This window comes from Burkholderia mycopellens (genome assembly GCF_964265025.1).
Taxonomy (GTDB): domain Bacteria; phylum Pseudomonadota; class Gammaproteobacteria; order Burkholderiales; family Burkholderiaceae; genus Burkholderia.
Genome location: NZ_OZ183802.1, coordinates 3,171,387 through 3,184,742, shown reverse-complemented (window position 1 = coordinate 3,184,742; position 13,356 = coordinate 3,171,387). Strand labels below are relative to the sequence as shown.

The following is a 13,356-nucleotide window of genomic DNA, read 5'->3' as shown; positions in this document are numbered from 1 at the left end:
CCCATGCAAGGTGGTCGGCCGCCGTTGATGCTCCGGCGCCTGTTGTGGTGCCGCGCCAAGCGGATGCCGGGTTCGATGTCGTGCGATCGGTTGAAATGCCTGTGCCCGGGTAACAGGGGCGCCCGCACTCGACCGATTGTACGGGGCACTCTCGCGCGGCGGCGAGACCGGGACGGCCGTGCGAATCCCGTCCGGGCAAAAAAAACCGCCCGGAAAGGGCGGCTTTGCGGGTGCGCGACGCGCTGCTTACTTCAGTGCGTCAAACGCGCGCGCGCGGATTTCCTCGACACTGCCGAGGCCGGAGATCTTGCGATACTGCGGGGCCTTCAGGCCGTTTTCCTCGCCGCGCTGCGCCCAGTCGCCGTAGTACGTGATCAGCGGCTTGGTTTGCGCTTCGTACACTTCGAGACGCTTCTTGACGGTTTCTTCCTTGTCGTCGTCGCGCTGGATCAGCGGCTCGCCCGTCACGTCGTCGTGGCCTTCGACCTTCGGCGGGTTGAACTTGACGTGGTACGTGCGGCCCGATGCCGGGTGCGTGCGGCGCCCGCTCATGCGCTCGATGATTTCCGAGAACGGAACATCGATCTCGAGCACGTAGTCGATCGCGACGCCGGCTTCCTTCATTGCGTCAGCCTGCGCGATCGTGCGCGGGAAGCCGTCGAACAGATAGCCGTTCGCGCAGTCGGATTCCTTCAGGCGCTCCTTGACGAGGCCGATGATCAGCGCGTCCGGCACGAGCTTGCCGGCGTCCATGTAGCCCTTCGCCTCGACGCCGAGCGGCGTGCCGGCCTTCACGGCCGCACGCAGCATGTCGCCCGTCGAGATTTGCGGGATGCCGAACTTTTCCTTGATGAAGTTTGCCTGGGTGCCCTTTCCCGCGCCGGGCGCGCCCAACAGGATCAAACGCATGGTGATATCTCCAAGTATGTAGATTCGTGTGGCGAGACGCTAAGGCGTCGGCGACTGCGAGCGCGGGGCTTGCCTGGCGCGCGACGGACCGGTCTGATGCGGCGCGTCGGCTTCGGCGACGCGCGGCTGCCGGCAAGGCCGCGGGCGGGGTCAAGCGAGGACGCGCTGGTCGCGGACGGCTCGCACAATCGCCTGATTATGCCACGGGTTATTTTGATGACGGCTGAAAAAGGGCCTGCACGCGTGCGAGATCGGCCGGCGTGTCGATTCCGGCTTCGGGCGCGGACTCGGTGATCAGCACGGCAATGCGCTCGCCGTGCCAGAGCGCACGCAGCTGTTCGAGCTGCTCGGCCTGTTCGATCGGCGCCTGCGCGAGCGTCGGATACGTGCGCAGGAAACGCGCACGATATGCATAGAGGCCGATGTGCCGGAAGACCGGGAAAGCAGGCGCAGGCATGGCCGCGACGTCGGGCCAGTGCGGCTGGTACGCGTCCCGGCTCCACGGAATCGGCGCGCGCGAGAAGTACAGCGCGACGCTCTGCGCATCGAGCGCGACCTTCACGACGTTCGGGTTGAACACGTCGGCCGCGTCGTGGATCGGGTGGGCGGCCGTCGCAATCGCGCAGGCCGGATGGGCGGCGAGGTGCGACGCTACGTCGCGCACGAGTACGGGGTCGATCAGCGGCTCGTCGCCCTGCACGTTGACGACGACGGTGTCGTCGCTCCACCCGAAGGTCGCCGCGACTTCCGCGAGCCGGTCGGTGCCGGACGGATGGTCGGCACGCGTCAGCACCGCTTCGAAGCCGTGATCGCGTGCCGCATCGAGCACGCTCTGGGCGTCGGACGCGACCAGCACCTGCTGCGCGCCTGCTTCGCGCGCGCGCTCGGCGACGCGCACGACCATCGGCTTGCCGCCGAGATCGGCGAGCGGCTTGTTCGGGAGTCGCGTCGACGCGAGCCGGGCGGGAATGACGGCGATGAAGGGTTGAGTCATCGGGGAGGGCGGTGAGAAGAGCGGAGCGGGCGGCGCGTCTGGTGCGCGTCACCCGGCTGGGTTCGGCGCCCTCGCGGCGGGCGGGCCGCGGCGAGGGTCGGGTCGGGCGGCTTAGCGGCCGGCCGGGTCGACCGGCGTGCCTTCGACGGTCTGGCGCGCCTCGTCGACCAGCATCACGGGGATGCCGTCGCGGATCGGGTACGCGAGCTTGTCCGCGTTGCAGATCAGCTCCTGCGCGGCACGGTCATAGTGGAGCGGGCCTTTGCAGATAGGGCACACAAGGATTTCAAGCAGGCGAGCGTCCACGGAGTTTCTCCACAACGAGGGCAATGAGGCGAGGGTCGAGCGCGGCTTCGACAGGGACAACCCACAGTCGGGCGTCGCGCCAGGAAGCGCCCAATTTTACTGCATCCTTCTCGGTGATCAGGATCGCATCGACGGCGTCGTCGACGAACGGATTGTCGGCGAACGCGTAGTGGTCGGGCAGCGCGCGCGTCGCGGGCGCGAGGCCGGCCGCGCGCAGCGTCGCGAAGAAGCGTTCCGGCGCGCCGATGCCGGCCGCGGCGAGCACGCGCTCGTGCGCGAATTGCGACAGCGGGCGGCGCAGCGCGGGCTGGTCGAGGTGCCACGCGGCCCCCGGCGTGAGCGCGAGCGAATAGGTGTCGGGCCACGGCGGCAGCGCGCCGCTGTACGGATCGTTGACGAGCGTGGCGTCGCGGTGCCGCGACAGCGGCTCGCGCAACGGCCCGGCCGGCAGCAGGAAGCCGTTGCCGCCGAGCCGGTGGTCGAACACGACGAGCTCGACCGTGCGCGCGAGGCGGTAGTGCTGCAGGCCGTCGTCGCTGACGATCACGTCGACGTCCGGATGCGCGGCGCGCAGCGCCTGCGCGGCCGCGACGCGATCGGGGCAGACCCAGACGGGCGCGCCGGTGCGGCGTGCGATCAGGAGCGGTTCGTCGCCGCCCACGCTGGCGCGCGACGCGGGCGTGACGGCGGTCGGCGCCTTCACGTTCGCCCCGTAGCCGCGCGACACGATGCCAGGCGTGAAGCCGGCCGCCCGCAACGCGTCGACGAGTGCGATGACGGTCGGCGTCTTGCCGGTGCCGCCGACGGTCACGTTGCCGACCACGACGACGGGCACGCCGACGTCGACCGGCTGCTTCCAGCCCTGTGCATAGACGGTGCGCCGCAGCGCCGCGCACAGGCCGAACACGCACGCGAACGGCGTGAGCGCCCACGCGAGCGCGCCGCGGCGCTGCCATTCGCGCGTCAGGCGGGCTTCGAGCCGGGCGAGCGGGCCGTTGGGCGCGCTCATCGGGCCGGGCGCGGCATGGGGTGCACCGCGGCGTGGGACGGATTCGTCAAGGCGGATTCTCCGTTGGGCGGCGCATGCCGCGGGGTCTGCGGAAGGCGGCACTCTAGCGCGCCGCAGGCGGGCGCGGCAAGCGCGACCGGCCGCCGCAGTCTGCGGGGCCGGATCGCGGCGGCTTGTGGATAACTCTGTGAAGAACTCCCCGCTCGATGGCGTCAAACGCCCGCCGGGCGGGCCTCGAATCGGATGAGAATCGTTCCGAAAGATTTAAAAATGTATAAAAATCAATGCGTTGCGACGAATCGTCTGGTTTTTTCGATGGGTTTCACGCGTTTTAGGCCGATGATTGTCAAAGTGTGGACACCTGGCGAACGTCACGGCGCTTGCGTCCGGCGCTGGACGTCGCGCGTGTGTCGGACTATCGTGTCGCCGCCAGCATTCATCCGACCGTCCATGCCTTCCGACTCCCCATTTGCCGCACCGGGCGCGACCCGCGGCGCCGACGAAGTGATTCCCGTTTCGGCGCTCAATCGCGCGATTTCGACGATGCTCGAGCGCTCGTTTCCGCTGCTGTGGATTTCGGGCGAAGTGTCGAACTTCACGCGCGCCGCGAGCGGCCACTGGTATTTCTCGATCAAGGACCAGCAGGCGCAGATGCGCTGCGTGATGTTCCGCGGCCGCGCGCAATATGCGGAGTTCACGCCGCGCGAAGGCGACCGGATCGAGGTGCGCGCGGTCGTCACGATGTACGAGCCGCGCGGCGAAGTGCAGCTCAACGTCGAGGCCGTGCGGCGCACCGGGCAGGGGCGACTGTACGAGGCGTTCCTGCGGCTGAAGGCGCAGCTCGAGAGCGAGGGCCTGTTCGCGCCCGAGCGCAAGCGGCCGCTGCCGGCTCATCCGCGCGCGATCGGCATCGTCACGTCGCTGCAGGCGGCTGCGCTGCGCGACGTGCTGACCACGCTCGCCCGCCGCGCGCCGCACATTCCGGTGATCGTCTATCCGGCGCCCGTGCAGGGCGCCGGTTCCGCCGAAAAGCTCGTCGCGGCCGTCGAGACCGCGAATGCGCGCCGCGAGGTCGACGTGCTGCTGGTCTGTCGCGGCGGCGGCTCGATCGAGGATCTGTGGTCGTTCAACGACGAGGCGCTGGCGCGCGCGATCGCGGCGAGCGAACTACCGGTCGTCAGCGGCGTCGGGCACGAAACCGATTTCACGATCGCGGACTTCGCGGCCGACGTGCGTGCGCCGACGCCGACCGGCGCGGCCGAGCTCGCCAGCCCGCAGCGCGCGCTGCTGCTGCGCGAGGTCGGCGAGCGCCAGCGTGCGCTCGCGCGCGGGATGGAACGCCGGCTCGAACAGCGCGCGCAGCAGCTCGACTGGCTCGCGCGTCGGCTGGTGAGCCCGGCCGAGCGGCTGCAGCGGCAGCGCACGCACGTCGAGCAGCTCGCGGTGCGGCTGGCGTCGGCGGCGTCGCGGCCGGTGCGCGACGCGCGCGCGCGGTTCGCGCTCGCACAGCTGCGCTGGCAGCGCGCACGACCCGATCCGTCGCAGGCGCGCCAGGCGCTCGCGGGGCTGTCGCAGCGTCTCGCGCTGGCCTTGCAGCGCCGTCACGAACGCGACACGGCTCGCGTGTCAGCCTGTGCGGCAAGGCTCGAGGTGCTGAGCCCGCAGCGCACGCTCGAGCGCGGCTATGCGGCGCTGATCGATGCACAGACGGGCCGCGCGGTGCGCTCGCCGAACGCGCTGAAGCCGCAGCGCCGCCTGACCGTGCATCTCGCGGAAGGTTCGGCCGACGTGTCGCTCGCCGATGTGCAGCCGCGGCTGACCGATACGATCTGACGTAACCTGCGCGAGCGCAGCGCAGCGCGCGCAACGGCCAAATCGCACGGGAACGGTTGTTGCGCAACGCCGGGTCGTGCTGCCGGACGTTGCGCCAACATCGCTTTTCCGCATACCGCGGATAAATGGCCCGTGAGTTTGCGGGGTTATTCGTCCTCGCCTACAATCGGACGCTCGGCAGCATTCAACACAGCCTCCCTACATACTCAACGAAGGAATCGCCATGGCTCATACGCTCCCGCCGCTCCCGTACGCTGAAGACGCACTCGCGCCGACCATCTCGCTCGAGACGATCCAGTACCACTACGGCAAGCATCATCAGGCTTATGTGACGAATCTGAACAATCTGATCCCGGGCACGGAATTCGAAAACCTGTCGCTGGAAGAGATCGTGAAGAAGTCGTCGGGCGGCATCTTCAACAACGCCGCGCAAATCTGGAACCACACGTTCTTCTGGAACAGCCTGTCGCCGAACGGCGGCGGCGCGCCGACGGGCGCGCTGGGCGACGCGATCAACGCGAAGTGGGGTTCGTACGACGCATTCAAGGAAGCGTTCACGAAGGCCGCAGTCGGCACGTTCGGTTCGGGCTGGGCATGGCTCGTGAAGAAGGCTGACGGTTCGCTCGACATCGTGTCGACGAGCAACGCAGCGACGCCGCTGACGACCGCCGACAAGGCACTGCTGACGATCGACGTGTGGGAACACGCGTACTACATCGACTACCGCAACGCACGTCCGAAGTTCGTCGAAGCGTTCTGGAACATCGTGAACTGGGACTTCGCAGCGAAGAACTTCGCGTAAGGTCCGGCGCCTGCGCGCCGCTACGGCGCGCGGCATCCAGCAAGAAAGCCCTCGTTTCGAGGGCTTTTTTGTTTTCCGTCGAGGTGGAACGTGCCGTGCGTGTCCGGTCAGGCCGGGACGCCGAACCCCCAGCCGAGCGCCGCGCTCGCCATCACGACGGCCCACGGCGGCACGCGCCAGAACACCAGCGCGACGAATGCGACGAGCGCGGCGGCCAGATCGCGCGGCGCCACGATCGTGTCGGTCCAGACCGGGTGATAGAGCGCGGCGAGCAGCAGCCCGACGACGGCCGCATTCACGCCTGCGAGCGCGGCCTGCATCCGCGTGCTGCGGCGCAGCCGTTCCCAGAACGGCGCGGTGCCGGCTATCAGCAGGAACGACGGCGCGAAGATCGACACGAGCGCGATCGTGCCGCCGAGCCAGCCGTTCGGCGCGGTGCGCAGCGATGCGCCGAGGAATGCCGAGAACGTGAACAGCGGCCCCGGCACGGCCTGCGCGAGCCCGTAGCCGGCGAGGAACGCCGAATCGCCGACCCACCCGGGCGCGACCACGGCCGCCTGCAGCAGCGGCAGCACCACGTGCCCGCCGCCGAACACGAGCGCGCCCGTGCGGAAGAACGCATCGACGACGGCAAGCGTATCGGAACGGAGCACGCGGGCCGCGAACGGCAGTGCGACGAGGAGCGCCGCGAACAGCGCGAGCCACAGCACAGCCGCGCGGTGCGATACGTGCAGCGGCAACGGCTCGTGGGCGTCGCGCGCCGGTTGCGGCAGCAGGACGAGACCGGCGGCACCGGCCGCGACGATCACCGCGACCTGCGTCCACGCCGCCGGTGCGAGCAGTGCGACGCATGCGGCCGCGGCCATCAGCGTGACGCGCCGCCCATCCGGGCACAGCGTGCGCGCCATGCCCCATACCGCTTGCGCGATCACCGCGACCGACACGATGCGCAGCCCGTGCAGCGCGCCGGCTTCGATCGGTGCGCCCGTCGCGTGCACGCCGAGCGCGAACAGCATCATCAGCAGCGCCGACGGCAGCGTGAAGCCGAGCCACGCGGCGAACATGCCCGCGTAGCCGGCGCGCGCGAGGCCGATCGCCATCCCGACCTGGCTGCTCGCTGGCCCCGGCAGGAACTGGCACAGCCCGACGAGATCCGCGTACGTGCGCTCGGTGAGCCAGCCGCGCCGCGTGACGAACTCGGTGCGGAAGTAGCCGAGGTGCGCGACCGGGCCGCCGAACGACGTGAGGCCAAGCCGCAGAAATGCGACGAACACCGGCCAGGGATGGCGGGAGGGAGCGGAGGCGGTCGACGTGCTCAAGGCGGTGCTAGCGGGTGAACGGACGAGCCGCCACGATAGCGCAACGCGGTGACGGCGGGGAGGCTGCGCGACAGCTGTGCCGGGCTCAGCGCATGCCGTCGGGCAACCCGCTCGCCCGCCGCAGCGCATCGACGTCGACGAGTTCGATCTCGCCGACGTGCAGCCGCACGACGCCGTCGGCCTGTAGCGCCTTCAGCAACTGGTTGGTGGTCTGCCGCGTCAGCGACAGCATCGCCGCGAGCTTTTCCTGCGACAGCCGGATACGAGTGCGGCCGGCGCTGATCCCGCCGTAGCCGTCGGCGATCATCAGCAGCCGGGCGGCGAGCCGCTGCGCGGCTGGCATCACGCTCATCGATTCGACGGTCAGGAAGCTCAGGCGCAGCTTCTGCGCCATCAGCAGCGCGAATTGTCGCCAGTATTGCGGCGTCGCGTCGAGGATCGCGAGCAGCGCGGCCTGCGGGACGTGCAGAAGCAGCGCATCGTCGAGTGCGATCGCGTCGTGCGTGCGCGGCTGGCCGTCGAACAGCGCGATTTCGCCGAACCAGGTGACGGGCTCGGCGACAGTCAGCAGCGCTTCCTTGCCCTGCGGGTCGACCGCACCTATCGTGAGTGAACCGGCCAGTACCGCGTACAGCCCGCACGGCGGGTCGCCGCGCCGGAACAGCGCATGACCGGCCGGCAGCCGGCGCAGCGCCGCGCGGGCGAGCAGATCCGCACGCAACGCGGGCGGCAGCGCGGCGAACCACGGGTTCGCTTCGATCTGCGGCAGGTATGGAGCGAGCGAAGAGGGCATGGACACGCGATGTCGGGTAGCTGACAGAGGTTCTCGGGCGTGACGCGCATCATAGCGCTCGACAACCGACCAGGAGACGCGATGAAGACGCTCGAAGACCATCTTGCCCAGTATGCGGCCTACCATCGCGACGCGCGCAATATCGCGACGCACCTGGTCGGCATCCCGATGATCGTGTTCGCGGTCGAGGTGCTGCTCTCGCGGCCGGCCATCGGGATGCTGGCCGGCATCGCGCTGTCGCCGGCGCTGCTGCTCGCCGTCGCGTTCTCGGTGTTCTACCTGCGCCTCGATCTGCGATTCGGGATCGTGATGACCGCGCTGTTCGCGCTGGGCCTGTGGGCCGCGCAGGCGCTTGCGCTGCTGCCGACCGCGCAATGGCTCGCGATCGGCATCGGCGCGTTCGTCGTCGGCTGGATCGTGCAGTTCGTCGGGCACTGGTTCGAAGGGCGCAAGCCTGCATTCGTCGACGATCTGGTCGGCCTGATGGTCGGGCCGCTGTTCGTCGTCGCCGAGATCGCGTTCTTCGCGGGGCTGCGCGGCGACGTGCGCCGCGAAGTCGAGCGGCGGGCCGGCCCCGTGCACGGCGGCGCGCATTCGCATGTCTGACGCACCGGTCTGCGTGTTCGGCGCGGGCGCTGTCGGCTGCTATCTCGGCGGACGGCTCGCGGCGGCCGGCGCGAATGTGACGCTCGTCGGCCGCGCGCGGATCGGCGACGCGATTCATCGGCACGGGCTGACGCTGACCGACCAGCGCGGCTATCGCGCGACGCTCGCGCCGGCCGATGTCGCGTTCGCGACCGATCCGGCGGCCGCGGCGGCCGCGCGGCTCGTGCTCGTGGCGGTGAAATCGGCGGCGACGCGTGAGGCCGCGGCGCAGCTTGCCGGCGTGTTGCGGCCCGGCACGGTCTTGATCGGCTTCCAGAACGGCCTGCACAACGCCGACGTGCTGCGCGCATCGCTGCCGCAAGCCACCGTGCTCGCCGGCATGGTGCCGTTCAACGTGATCGAGCGCGAGCCGGGTGCGTTTCACCAGGGCTCGGCCGGTGCGCTGGCGGCCGACGCGTCCCCCGCGCTCGCGCCGTTCGCGGGTGTGTTCTCGCGTGCCGGACTGCCGCTCGTGCTGCATCGCGACATGCCGGCCGTCCAATGGGCGAAGTTGCTGCTCAACCTGAACAACGCGGTCAACGCGCTCGCGAACCTGCCGCTGCGCGACGAACTCGCGCAACGCGCGTACCGTCGCTGTGTTGCGCTCGCGCAGCGCGAAGCCCTGCACTGGCTGGCGCGGGCCGCGATCCGGCCCGCGCGGCTGACGCCGTTGCCGGCCGGGTGGATCCCGGACGTGCTCGACTTGCCCGATCCGGCGTTTCGCGTGCTCGGTGGCCGGATGCTCGCGATCGATCCACTCGCGCGTTCGTCGATGTCCGACGATCTCGCGGCGGGGCGGGCGACGGAAGTCGAGTGGATCAACGGCGAGGTCGTGCGGCTGGCCGCGCGCTTTGGCGGGCAGGCGCCCGTCAATGCCCGACTGTGCGCGCTCGTGCACGACGCGGAACGCGCAGCGGCGCGCCCGGCCTGGCGTGCCGCCGAGCTGTGGGCCGATCTGACCGCGCAGGCGCCGCGCGCGGGCGATGTGCGGGCCGCGTAGGGGGCTGCGCAACCCGTCGCGCGAGGTGCCGCACGCGGGGCGCAACGGCTAAGATGCGGGGTGCGTCATTCGACGCCTATGCGGAGCCGTCACCATGGTGGATCGCCCGACTCTCGATGCCTACGACGCCCATGCCGCGCAGTATGCGCAGGACTGGCTCGACCAGGCCGCGCCCGACGACATGTACGCGCTGCTGGAGCAGCATTTCTCGCCGGGGCCGACCGCGGACGTCGGCTGCGGAGCCGGGCGCGATACGGCCTGGCTCGCGTCGCGCGGCTTCGACGTGCGCGGCTACGACGCAAGCGCCGCGCTGCTCGACGAGGCGCGGCGGCGCCATCCGGATCTCATCTTCGAGCTGGCCACGCTGCCGGCGCTGGCCGGCGTGCCGTCCGGCGCGTTTCGCAACGTGCTGTGCGAAACGGTCGTCATGCATCTCGAACAGGCGGACGCGGCGGCCGCCGCCACGCGGCTGGCCGAACTCCTGATGCCGGGCGGCACGTTGTACATGAGCTGGCGGGTGGCCGGAAACGGCACGTTGCGCGACGAGCGCGGCCGCCTCTACACGCTGCTCGATTCGGCGCGGATGCGGGCGGCGCTCGGCGCCGGCACGCAGGTGATCGACGAGCACGAGGTCGTCAGCGCATCGTCCGGCAAGCGCGTGCACCGGCTGATCGCGCGCAAGACCGCCGCCGCGTGAGCGCGACGCGGCGGCTCCCCGCTCATTCGCGGTTGAGTGCCGCTTCCCAGTTGATGTCGACGCAGAGCACCTGCATGCCGGTCGCGGCCGGCGCGGCGATCGACGCGGTCACGCACAGGTGCGCCTCGTTGATCGACAGGTAGGGTGCCGTCAGGTGCACGCGGCCCGGTGCGCGCATCGCGTCGATGAAGTACGGACGGCGTTCCCAGCTTGCCCCTTCGGAATGCAGCAGCGGCCGGAAGCGCTTGGCGCGCTGCGATACGCTGCCGCGCGCGAGCACGTTGTCGCCGATCTGGCGCCCCGATGCGTCGAGCAGGAAGCAGCGCGCGGTCTCGGGCAGCCCGAGTACGGCCGCGGCCGCGTCGGTCAGCGATTCTCCGGCGACGAGCTTGCGGCTCGCTGCCTCGAGCGCCGTGACGTACGGCGCGAGCCGCTCCGCCTGGGTGCGCTCGCGTTCCGCGACGCGCAGCCGCAATGCGGCCGACAGCGTATCCATGCAGCCGGCGGCAGCCTGCGGCTGCACCGGTTCGACGCTCGGCCCCGCGAAGTACTGGCCCTGCACGAAATCGACGTCGCACTCCAGTGCGATCAGCGCGTCGCGCTCGGTCGCGAGTCCGCCCATCAGCACGAGCTGCCCGGATTCGTGCAGCAGCGAGACGAGCCCCGGCAGCACGCGTTCGAGATGTGAGTGCTCGCTCGCCTGCGCGAGAATGCCGCGGTCGAGCGTGACGATGTCGGGATGCAGGTGCCACACGCGATCGATGTTCGAATGCTTCGCGCCGAACCCGACGAGTGCGATCAGGAAGCCGGCCTTGCGCAGCCCGTCGACGATCGCCGCGTAGCGCGGCGTCTCGCCGCCCGCCTGCTCGGGTACCTCGAGCACCACGCGATGCGGCGGCAGCCCGAGCGCCTTGAGGTTCGCGAGCATCGCGTCGCTGTAGACGGTGTCCATCAGCGCGGCCGGGTGCAGGCTCAGGAAGAGCCATTCGTCATGGCTGTCGAATGCGTGGAAGTTGCCGAGATGCAGCGATTCGGCGAGCCGGCCGAGCTCGAGCAGGTCGCCGCGCCGCGCCGCCTGCGTGAACACCTCGTGCGACGCCACCTGGCGGCTTTCCTCGTCGTGCGCACGCAGCGACGCGTGATAGCCGATCGCGCGGCGGTGCGACACCGAAAAAACGGGCTGGAACACGCTGAACACGGTGTAGCCGCCGTACAGCACGGTGCGCCGGTTCCCGTCGTCGCCGGCGACGGGGCGGGGCGGCTGAAAGCCGGGGGGATCGATTTCGATCATGCTCATGATGTCGGCCGAAGGAAGACTGCGAGTTTACCTAGAGAATAGGCCAGCAAGAAGCGTGCACGGCATCGTACCCCGTGCGGCGGCGCGTCGCGGACGAGCCGCCGGGCATTGCAGGCGTTTCAAATGCGTATCGCGGGGCCGCGCCGCACCGTGATGGTGCGCGCCGACCCGGTTCGGCGCGCGCCACGCATCATGCGCGCTCGGACGGGTCGGTCTTGCGCGCGGTGCTGCGGATCTCGGGCGCGAGCTGCGCGAAGATCCACGCGGACGCGGCCGTGATGATCCCGACGCAGACGAAGGTCGCATGGAACGCCGGCAGCGTGTTGCTCGGCGTGACGGTGCGCAGCATGCCCGTGAACGTTGCGAGCAGCGCGCCCGCCACCGTGACGCCGAGGCTCATCGACAGCATCTGCACGAGCGAGAACAGGCTGTTGCCGCTGCTCGCGCCGCCCGTGCCGAGATCCTTCAGCGTCAGCGTGTTCATCGCGGTGAACTGCATCGAGTTGAAGCCGCCGAACAGCGCGAGATGCACGACCTTCACCCAGACGGGCACCGTGTCGCGCATCAGCGCGAAGCTCGCCATCATCACGCCGACCATGATCGTGTTCGCGAGGAGCACCTTGCGGTAGCCGTGCCGCGTGATCAGGCGCGTGATGATCCGCTTCGAGAACATCCCGGCCGCCGCCACCGGCAGCATCATCAGCCCGGCCTCGAACGCCGAGTAGCCGAGGCTCACCTGCAGCAGCAGCGGGATCAGGTATGGCATCGCGCCGCTGCCGATCCGCGCGAACAGGTTGCCGAGCAGCCCGACGCTGAACGTATGGATCTTGAACAGTTCGAGCGAGAAGATCGGCTGCGGCGCGCGCACCGCGTAGAGCCCGTACGCGACGAAGCATGCGAGGCTGAGGATCAGCAGGACGAGCACGGCCGCGTGCTGCATCCCGAGATCGGCGAGCCCGTCGAGCGACAGCGAGATCGCGACCATGCCGATCGTCAGCAGCAGATAGCCCTTCAGGTCGAAGCGGCCGACGGCCGGGTTGCGCGAATCGGGCATCGAATAGAAGGTCGCGATGCAGCCCACGACGCCGACCGGCACGTTGATCAGGAAGATCCAGTGCCACGACGCGATCTTCACGAGCCAGCCGCCGAGCGTCGGCCCGATCAGCGGGCCGATCAGGCCGGGAATCGCGACGAACGACAGCGCGGGCAGATAGCGTTCGGCCGGGAACGTGCGCAGCACCGCGAGCCGCCCGACCGGCAGCAGCATCGCGCCACCGATCCCTTGCACGACGCGGAACGCGACCAACTGCGTCAGCGTATGCGCGTTTGCGCACAGCAGCGAGCCGAGCGAGAACACCAGGATCGCGCTGAAGAACACCCGCCGCGTGCCGAAGGTATCGGCGAGCCAGCCCGACACGGGGATCATCACCGCCATCGTCAGCGAGTACGCGATCACGACCGACTGCATGCGCAGCGGCGATTCGCCGAGGCTCGCGGCCATCGACGGCAGCGCCGTGTTGACGATCGTCGAGTCGAGCGTCTGCATGAAGAAGCCCGTTGCGACGAGCCAGAGCATCACGGTGAGGTTCTTTTCGCCGGGAGCGGCGGCAGGCGGACGCTGGAACATGGGGGGCGGGTGGTGGCGCAGGACAGCCGACATTGTAGGGAAAGCCGTCGCGCCGTGCAGGTTCGGCGCGAAGTCCGCGCGGCGGGTGCCCGTCCCCGTCGATTGACCAATACAGTTCAGCCAAA

At 69.7% G+C, this 13,356-nt stretch carries 13 protein-coding genes; 5 read left to right on the top strand and 8 right to left on the bottom strand.

Annotated features, from left to right (window positions below):
• Window positions 1-246 precede the first annotated feature (246 nt).
• From adk to lpxK, 4 genes are all read right to left on the bottom strand, one after another.
• The gene (gene adk, locus ACPTTC_RS14820) at window positions 247-909 is read right to left on the bottom strand and encodes an adenylate kinase (protein WP_423392909.1); all 663 of its coding nucleotides are present in this window, start codon (window positions 907-909) and stop codon (window positions 247-249) included.
• 208 nt (window positions 910-1,117) lie between these two features.
• Window positions 1,118-1,903, bottom strand: a complete 786-nt coding sequence (kdsB, locus tag ACPTTC_RS14815; protein ID WP_423392908.1) for a 3-deoxy-manno-octulosonate cytidylyltransferase — start codon at window positions 1,901-1,903, stop codon at window positions 1,118-1,120.
• Between the two features lie 111 nt (window positions 1,904-2,014).
• The gene (locus ACPTTC_RS14810; RefSeq protein ID WP_010090898.1) at window positions 2,015-2,209 is read right to left on the bottom strand and encodes a Trm112 family protein; all 195 of its coding nucleotides are present in this window, start codon (window positions 2,207-2,209) and stop codon (window positions 2,015-2,017) included.
• Window positions 2,190-3,218, bottom strand: a complete 1,029-nt coding sequence (lpxK, locus tag ACPTTC_RS14805) for a tetraacyldisaccharide 4'-kinase (RefSeq protein ID WP_423392907.1) — start codon at window positions 3,216-3,218, stop codon at window positions 2,190-2,192. Before lpxK ends, ACPTTC_RS14810 begins: the two co-directional genes overlap by 20 nt.
• A gap of 450 nt (window positions 3,219-3,668) precedes the next feature.
• On the opposite strand from lpxK, the gene xseA reads away from it, so the two are divergent.
• Both xseA and sodB read left to right on the top strand, forming a co-directional pair.
• Window positions 3,669-5,051: an exodeoxyribonuclease VII large subunit gene (gene xseA, locus ACPTTC_RS14800; RefSeq protein WP_423392906.1), complete on the top strand. Its 1,383-nt coding sequence runs from the start codon at window positions 3,669-3,671 to the stop codon at window positions 5,049-5,051.
• Window positions 5,052-5,274: 223 nt separating this feature from the next.
• A complete protein-coding gene (gene sodB, locus ACPTTC_RS14795) occupies window positions 5,275-5,853 on the top strand; it encodes a superoxide dismutase [Fe] (RefSeq protein WP_011352986.1) in 579 nt (192 codons plus the stop codon).
• Between the two features lie 107 nt (window positions 5,854-5,960).
• On the opposite strand, the gene chrA is transcribed toward sodB, so the two are convergent.
• Together chrA and ACPTTC_RS14785 are read right to left on the bottom strand one after the other, a co-directional pair.
• Window positions 5,961-7,172 carry a chromate efflux transporter gene (gene chrA / locus ACPTTC_RS14790; protein ID WP_423392905.1) on the bottom strand — a complete coding sequence of 404 codons (1,212 nt, stop codon included), beginning with the start codon at window positions 7,170-7,172 and terminating at the stop codon, window positions 5,961-5,963.
• Between the two features lie 85 nt (window positions 7,173-7,257).
• Complete coding sequence (locus tag ACPTTC_RS14785) at window positions 7,258-7,965, bottom strand: Crp/Fnr family transcriptional regulator (RefSeq protein WP_027789289.1); 708 nt, start codon at window positions 7,963-7,965, stop codon at window positions 7,258-7,260.
• 81 nt (window positions 7,966-8,046) lie between these two features.
• On the opposite strand from ACPTTC_RS14785, the gene ACPTTC_RS14780 reads away from it, so the two are divergent.
• The 3 genes from ACPTTC_RS14780 (at window position 8,047) to ACPTTC_RS14770 (ending at window position 10,307) form a co-directional block, all read left to right on the top strand.
• Window positions 8,047-8,571 (top strand): DUF962 domain-containing protein, encoded by a 525-nt coding sequence (locus ACPTTC_RS14780; RefSeq protein ID WP_423392904.1) that lies wholly within the window; start codon window positions 8,047-8,049, stop codon window positions 8,569-8,571.
• A complete protein-coding gene (locus ACPTTC_RS14775; protein WP_423392903.1) occupies window positions 8,564-9,610 on the top strand; it encodes a 2-dehydropantoate 2-reductase in 1,047 nt (348 codons plus the stop codon). The genes ACPTTC_RS14780 and ACPTTC_RS14775 overlap by 8 nt, the downstream gene beginning before the upstream one ends.
• A 94-nt stretch (window positions 9,611-9,704) precedes the next feature.
• On the top strand, window positions 9,705-10,307 hold the full coding sequence (locus tag ACPTTC_RS14770) for a class I SAM-dependent methyltransferase (RefSeq protein ID WP_423392902.1): 603 nt from the start codon (window positions 9,705-9,707) through the stop codon (window positions 10,305-10,307).
• Between the two features lie 22 nt (window positions 10,308-10,329).
• Here ACPTTC_RS14770 and ACPTTC_RS14765 read toward each other — a convergent pair whose 3' ends face one another.
• Window positions 10,330-11,604, bottom strand: a complete 1,275-nt coding sequence (locus ACPTTC_RS14765) for an EAL domain-containing protein (protein ID WP_423392901.1) — start codon at window positions 11,602-11,604, stop codon at window positions 10,330-10,332.
• A gap of 190 nt (window positions 11,605-11,794) precedes the next feature.
• On the bottom strand, window positions 11,795-13,231 hold the full coding sequence (mdtD, locus tag ACPTTC_RS14760; RefSeq protein ID WP_423392900.1) for a multidrug transporter subunit MdtD: 1,437 nt from the start codon (window positions 13,229-13,231) through the stop codon (window positions 11,795-11,797).
• Between the last annotated feature and the right edge of the window lie 125 nt (window positions 13,232-13,356).

Bases quoted from the DNA above. Each gene is read 5' to 3' on its own strand.
- adk (WP_423392909.1), bottom strand. From the start codon at position 909: ATGCGTTTGATCCTGTTGGGCGCGCCCGGCGCGGGAAAGGGCACCCAG.
- kdsB (WP_423392908.1), bottom strand. From the start codon at position 1,903: ATGACTCAACCCTTCATCGCCGTCATTCCCGCCCGGCTCGCGTCGACG.
- lpxK (WP_423392907.1), bottom strand. From the start codon at position 3,218: ATGAGCGCGCCCAACGGCCCGCTCGCCCGGCTCGAAGCCCGCCTGACG.
- xseA (WP_423392906.1), top strand. From the start codon at position 3,669: ATGCCTTCCGACTCCCCATTTGCCGCACCGGGCGCGACCCGCGGCGCC.
- sodB (WP_011352986.1), top strand. From the start codon at position 5,275: ATGGCTCATACGCTCCCGCCGCTCCCGTACGCTGAAGACGCACTCGCG.
- ACPTTC_RS14785 (WP_027789289.1), bottom strand. From the start codon at position 7,965: ATGCCCTCTTCGCTCGCTCCATACCTGCCGCAGATCGAAGCGAACCCG.
- ACPTTC_RS14780 (WP_423392904.1), top strand. From the start codon at position 8,047: ATGAAGACGCTCGAAGACCATCTTGCCCAGTATGCGGCCTACCATCGC.
- ACPTTC_RS14775 (WP_423392903.1), top strand. From the start codon at position 8,564: ATGTCTGACGCACCGGTCTGCGTGTTCGGCGCGGGCGCTGTCGGCTGC.
- ACPTTC_RS14770 (WP_423392902.1), top strand. From the start codon at position 9,705: ATGGTGGATCGCCCGACTCTCGATGCCTACGACGCCCATGCCGCGCAG.
- ACPTTC_RS14765 (WP_423392901.1), bottom strand. From the start codon at position 11,604: ATGAGCATGATCGAAATCGATCCCCCCGGCTTTCAGCCGCCCCGCCCC.
- mdtD (WP_423392900.1), bottom strand. From the start codon at position 13,231: ATGTTCCAGCGTCCGCCTGCCGCCGCTCCCGGCGAAAAGAACCTCACC.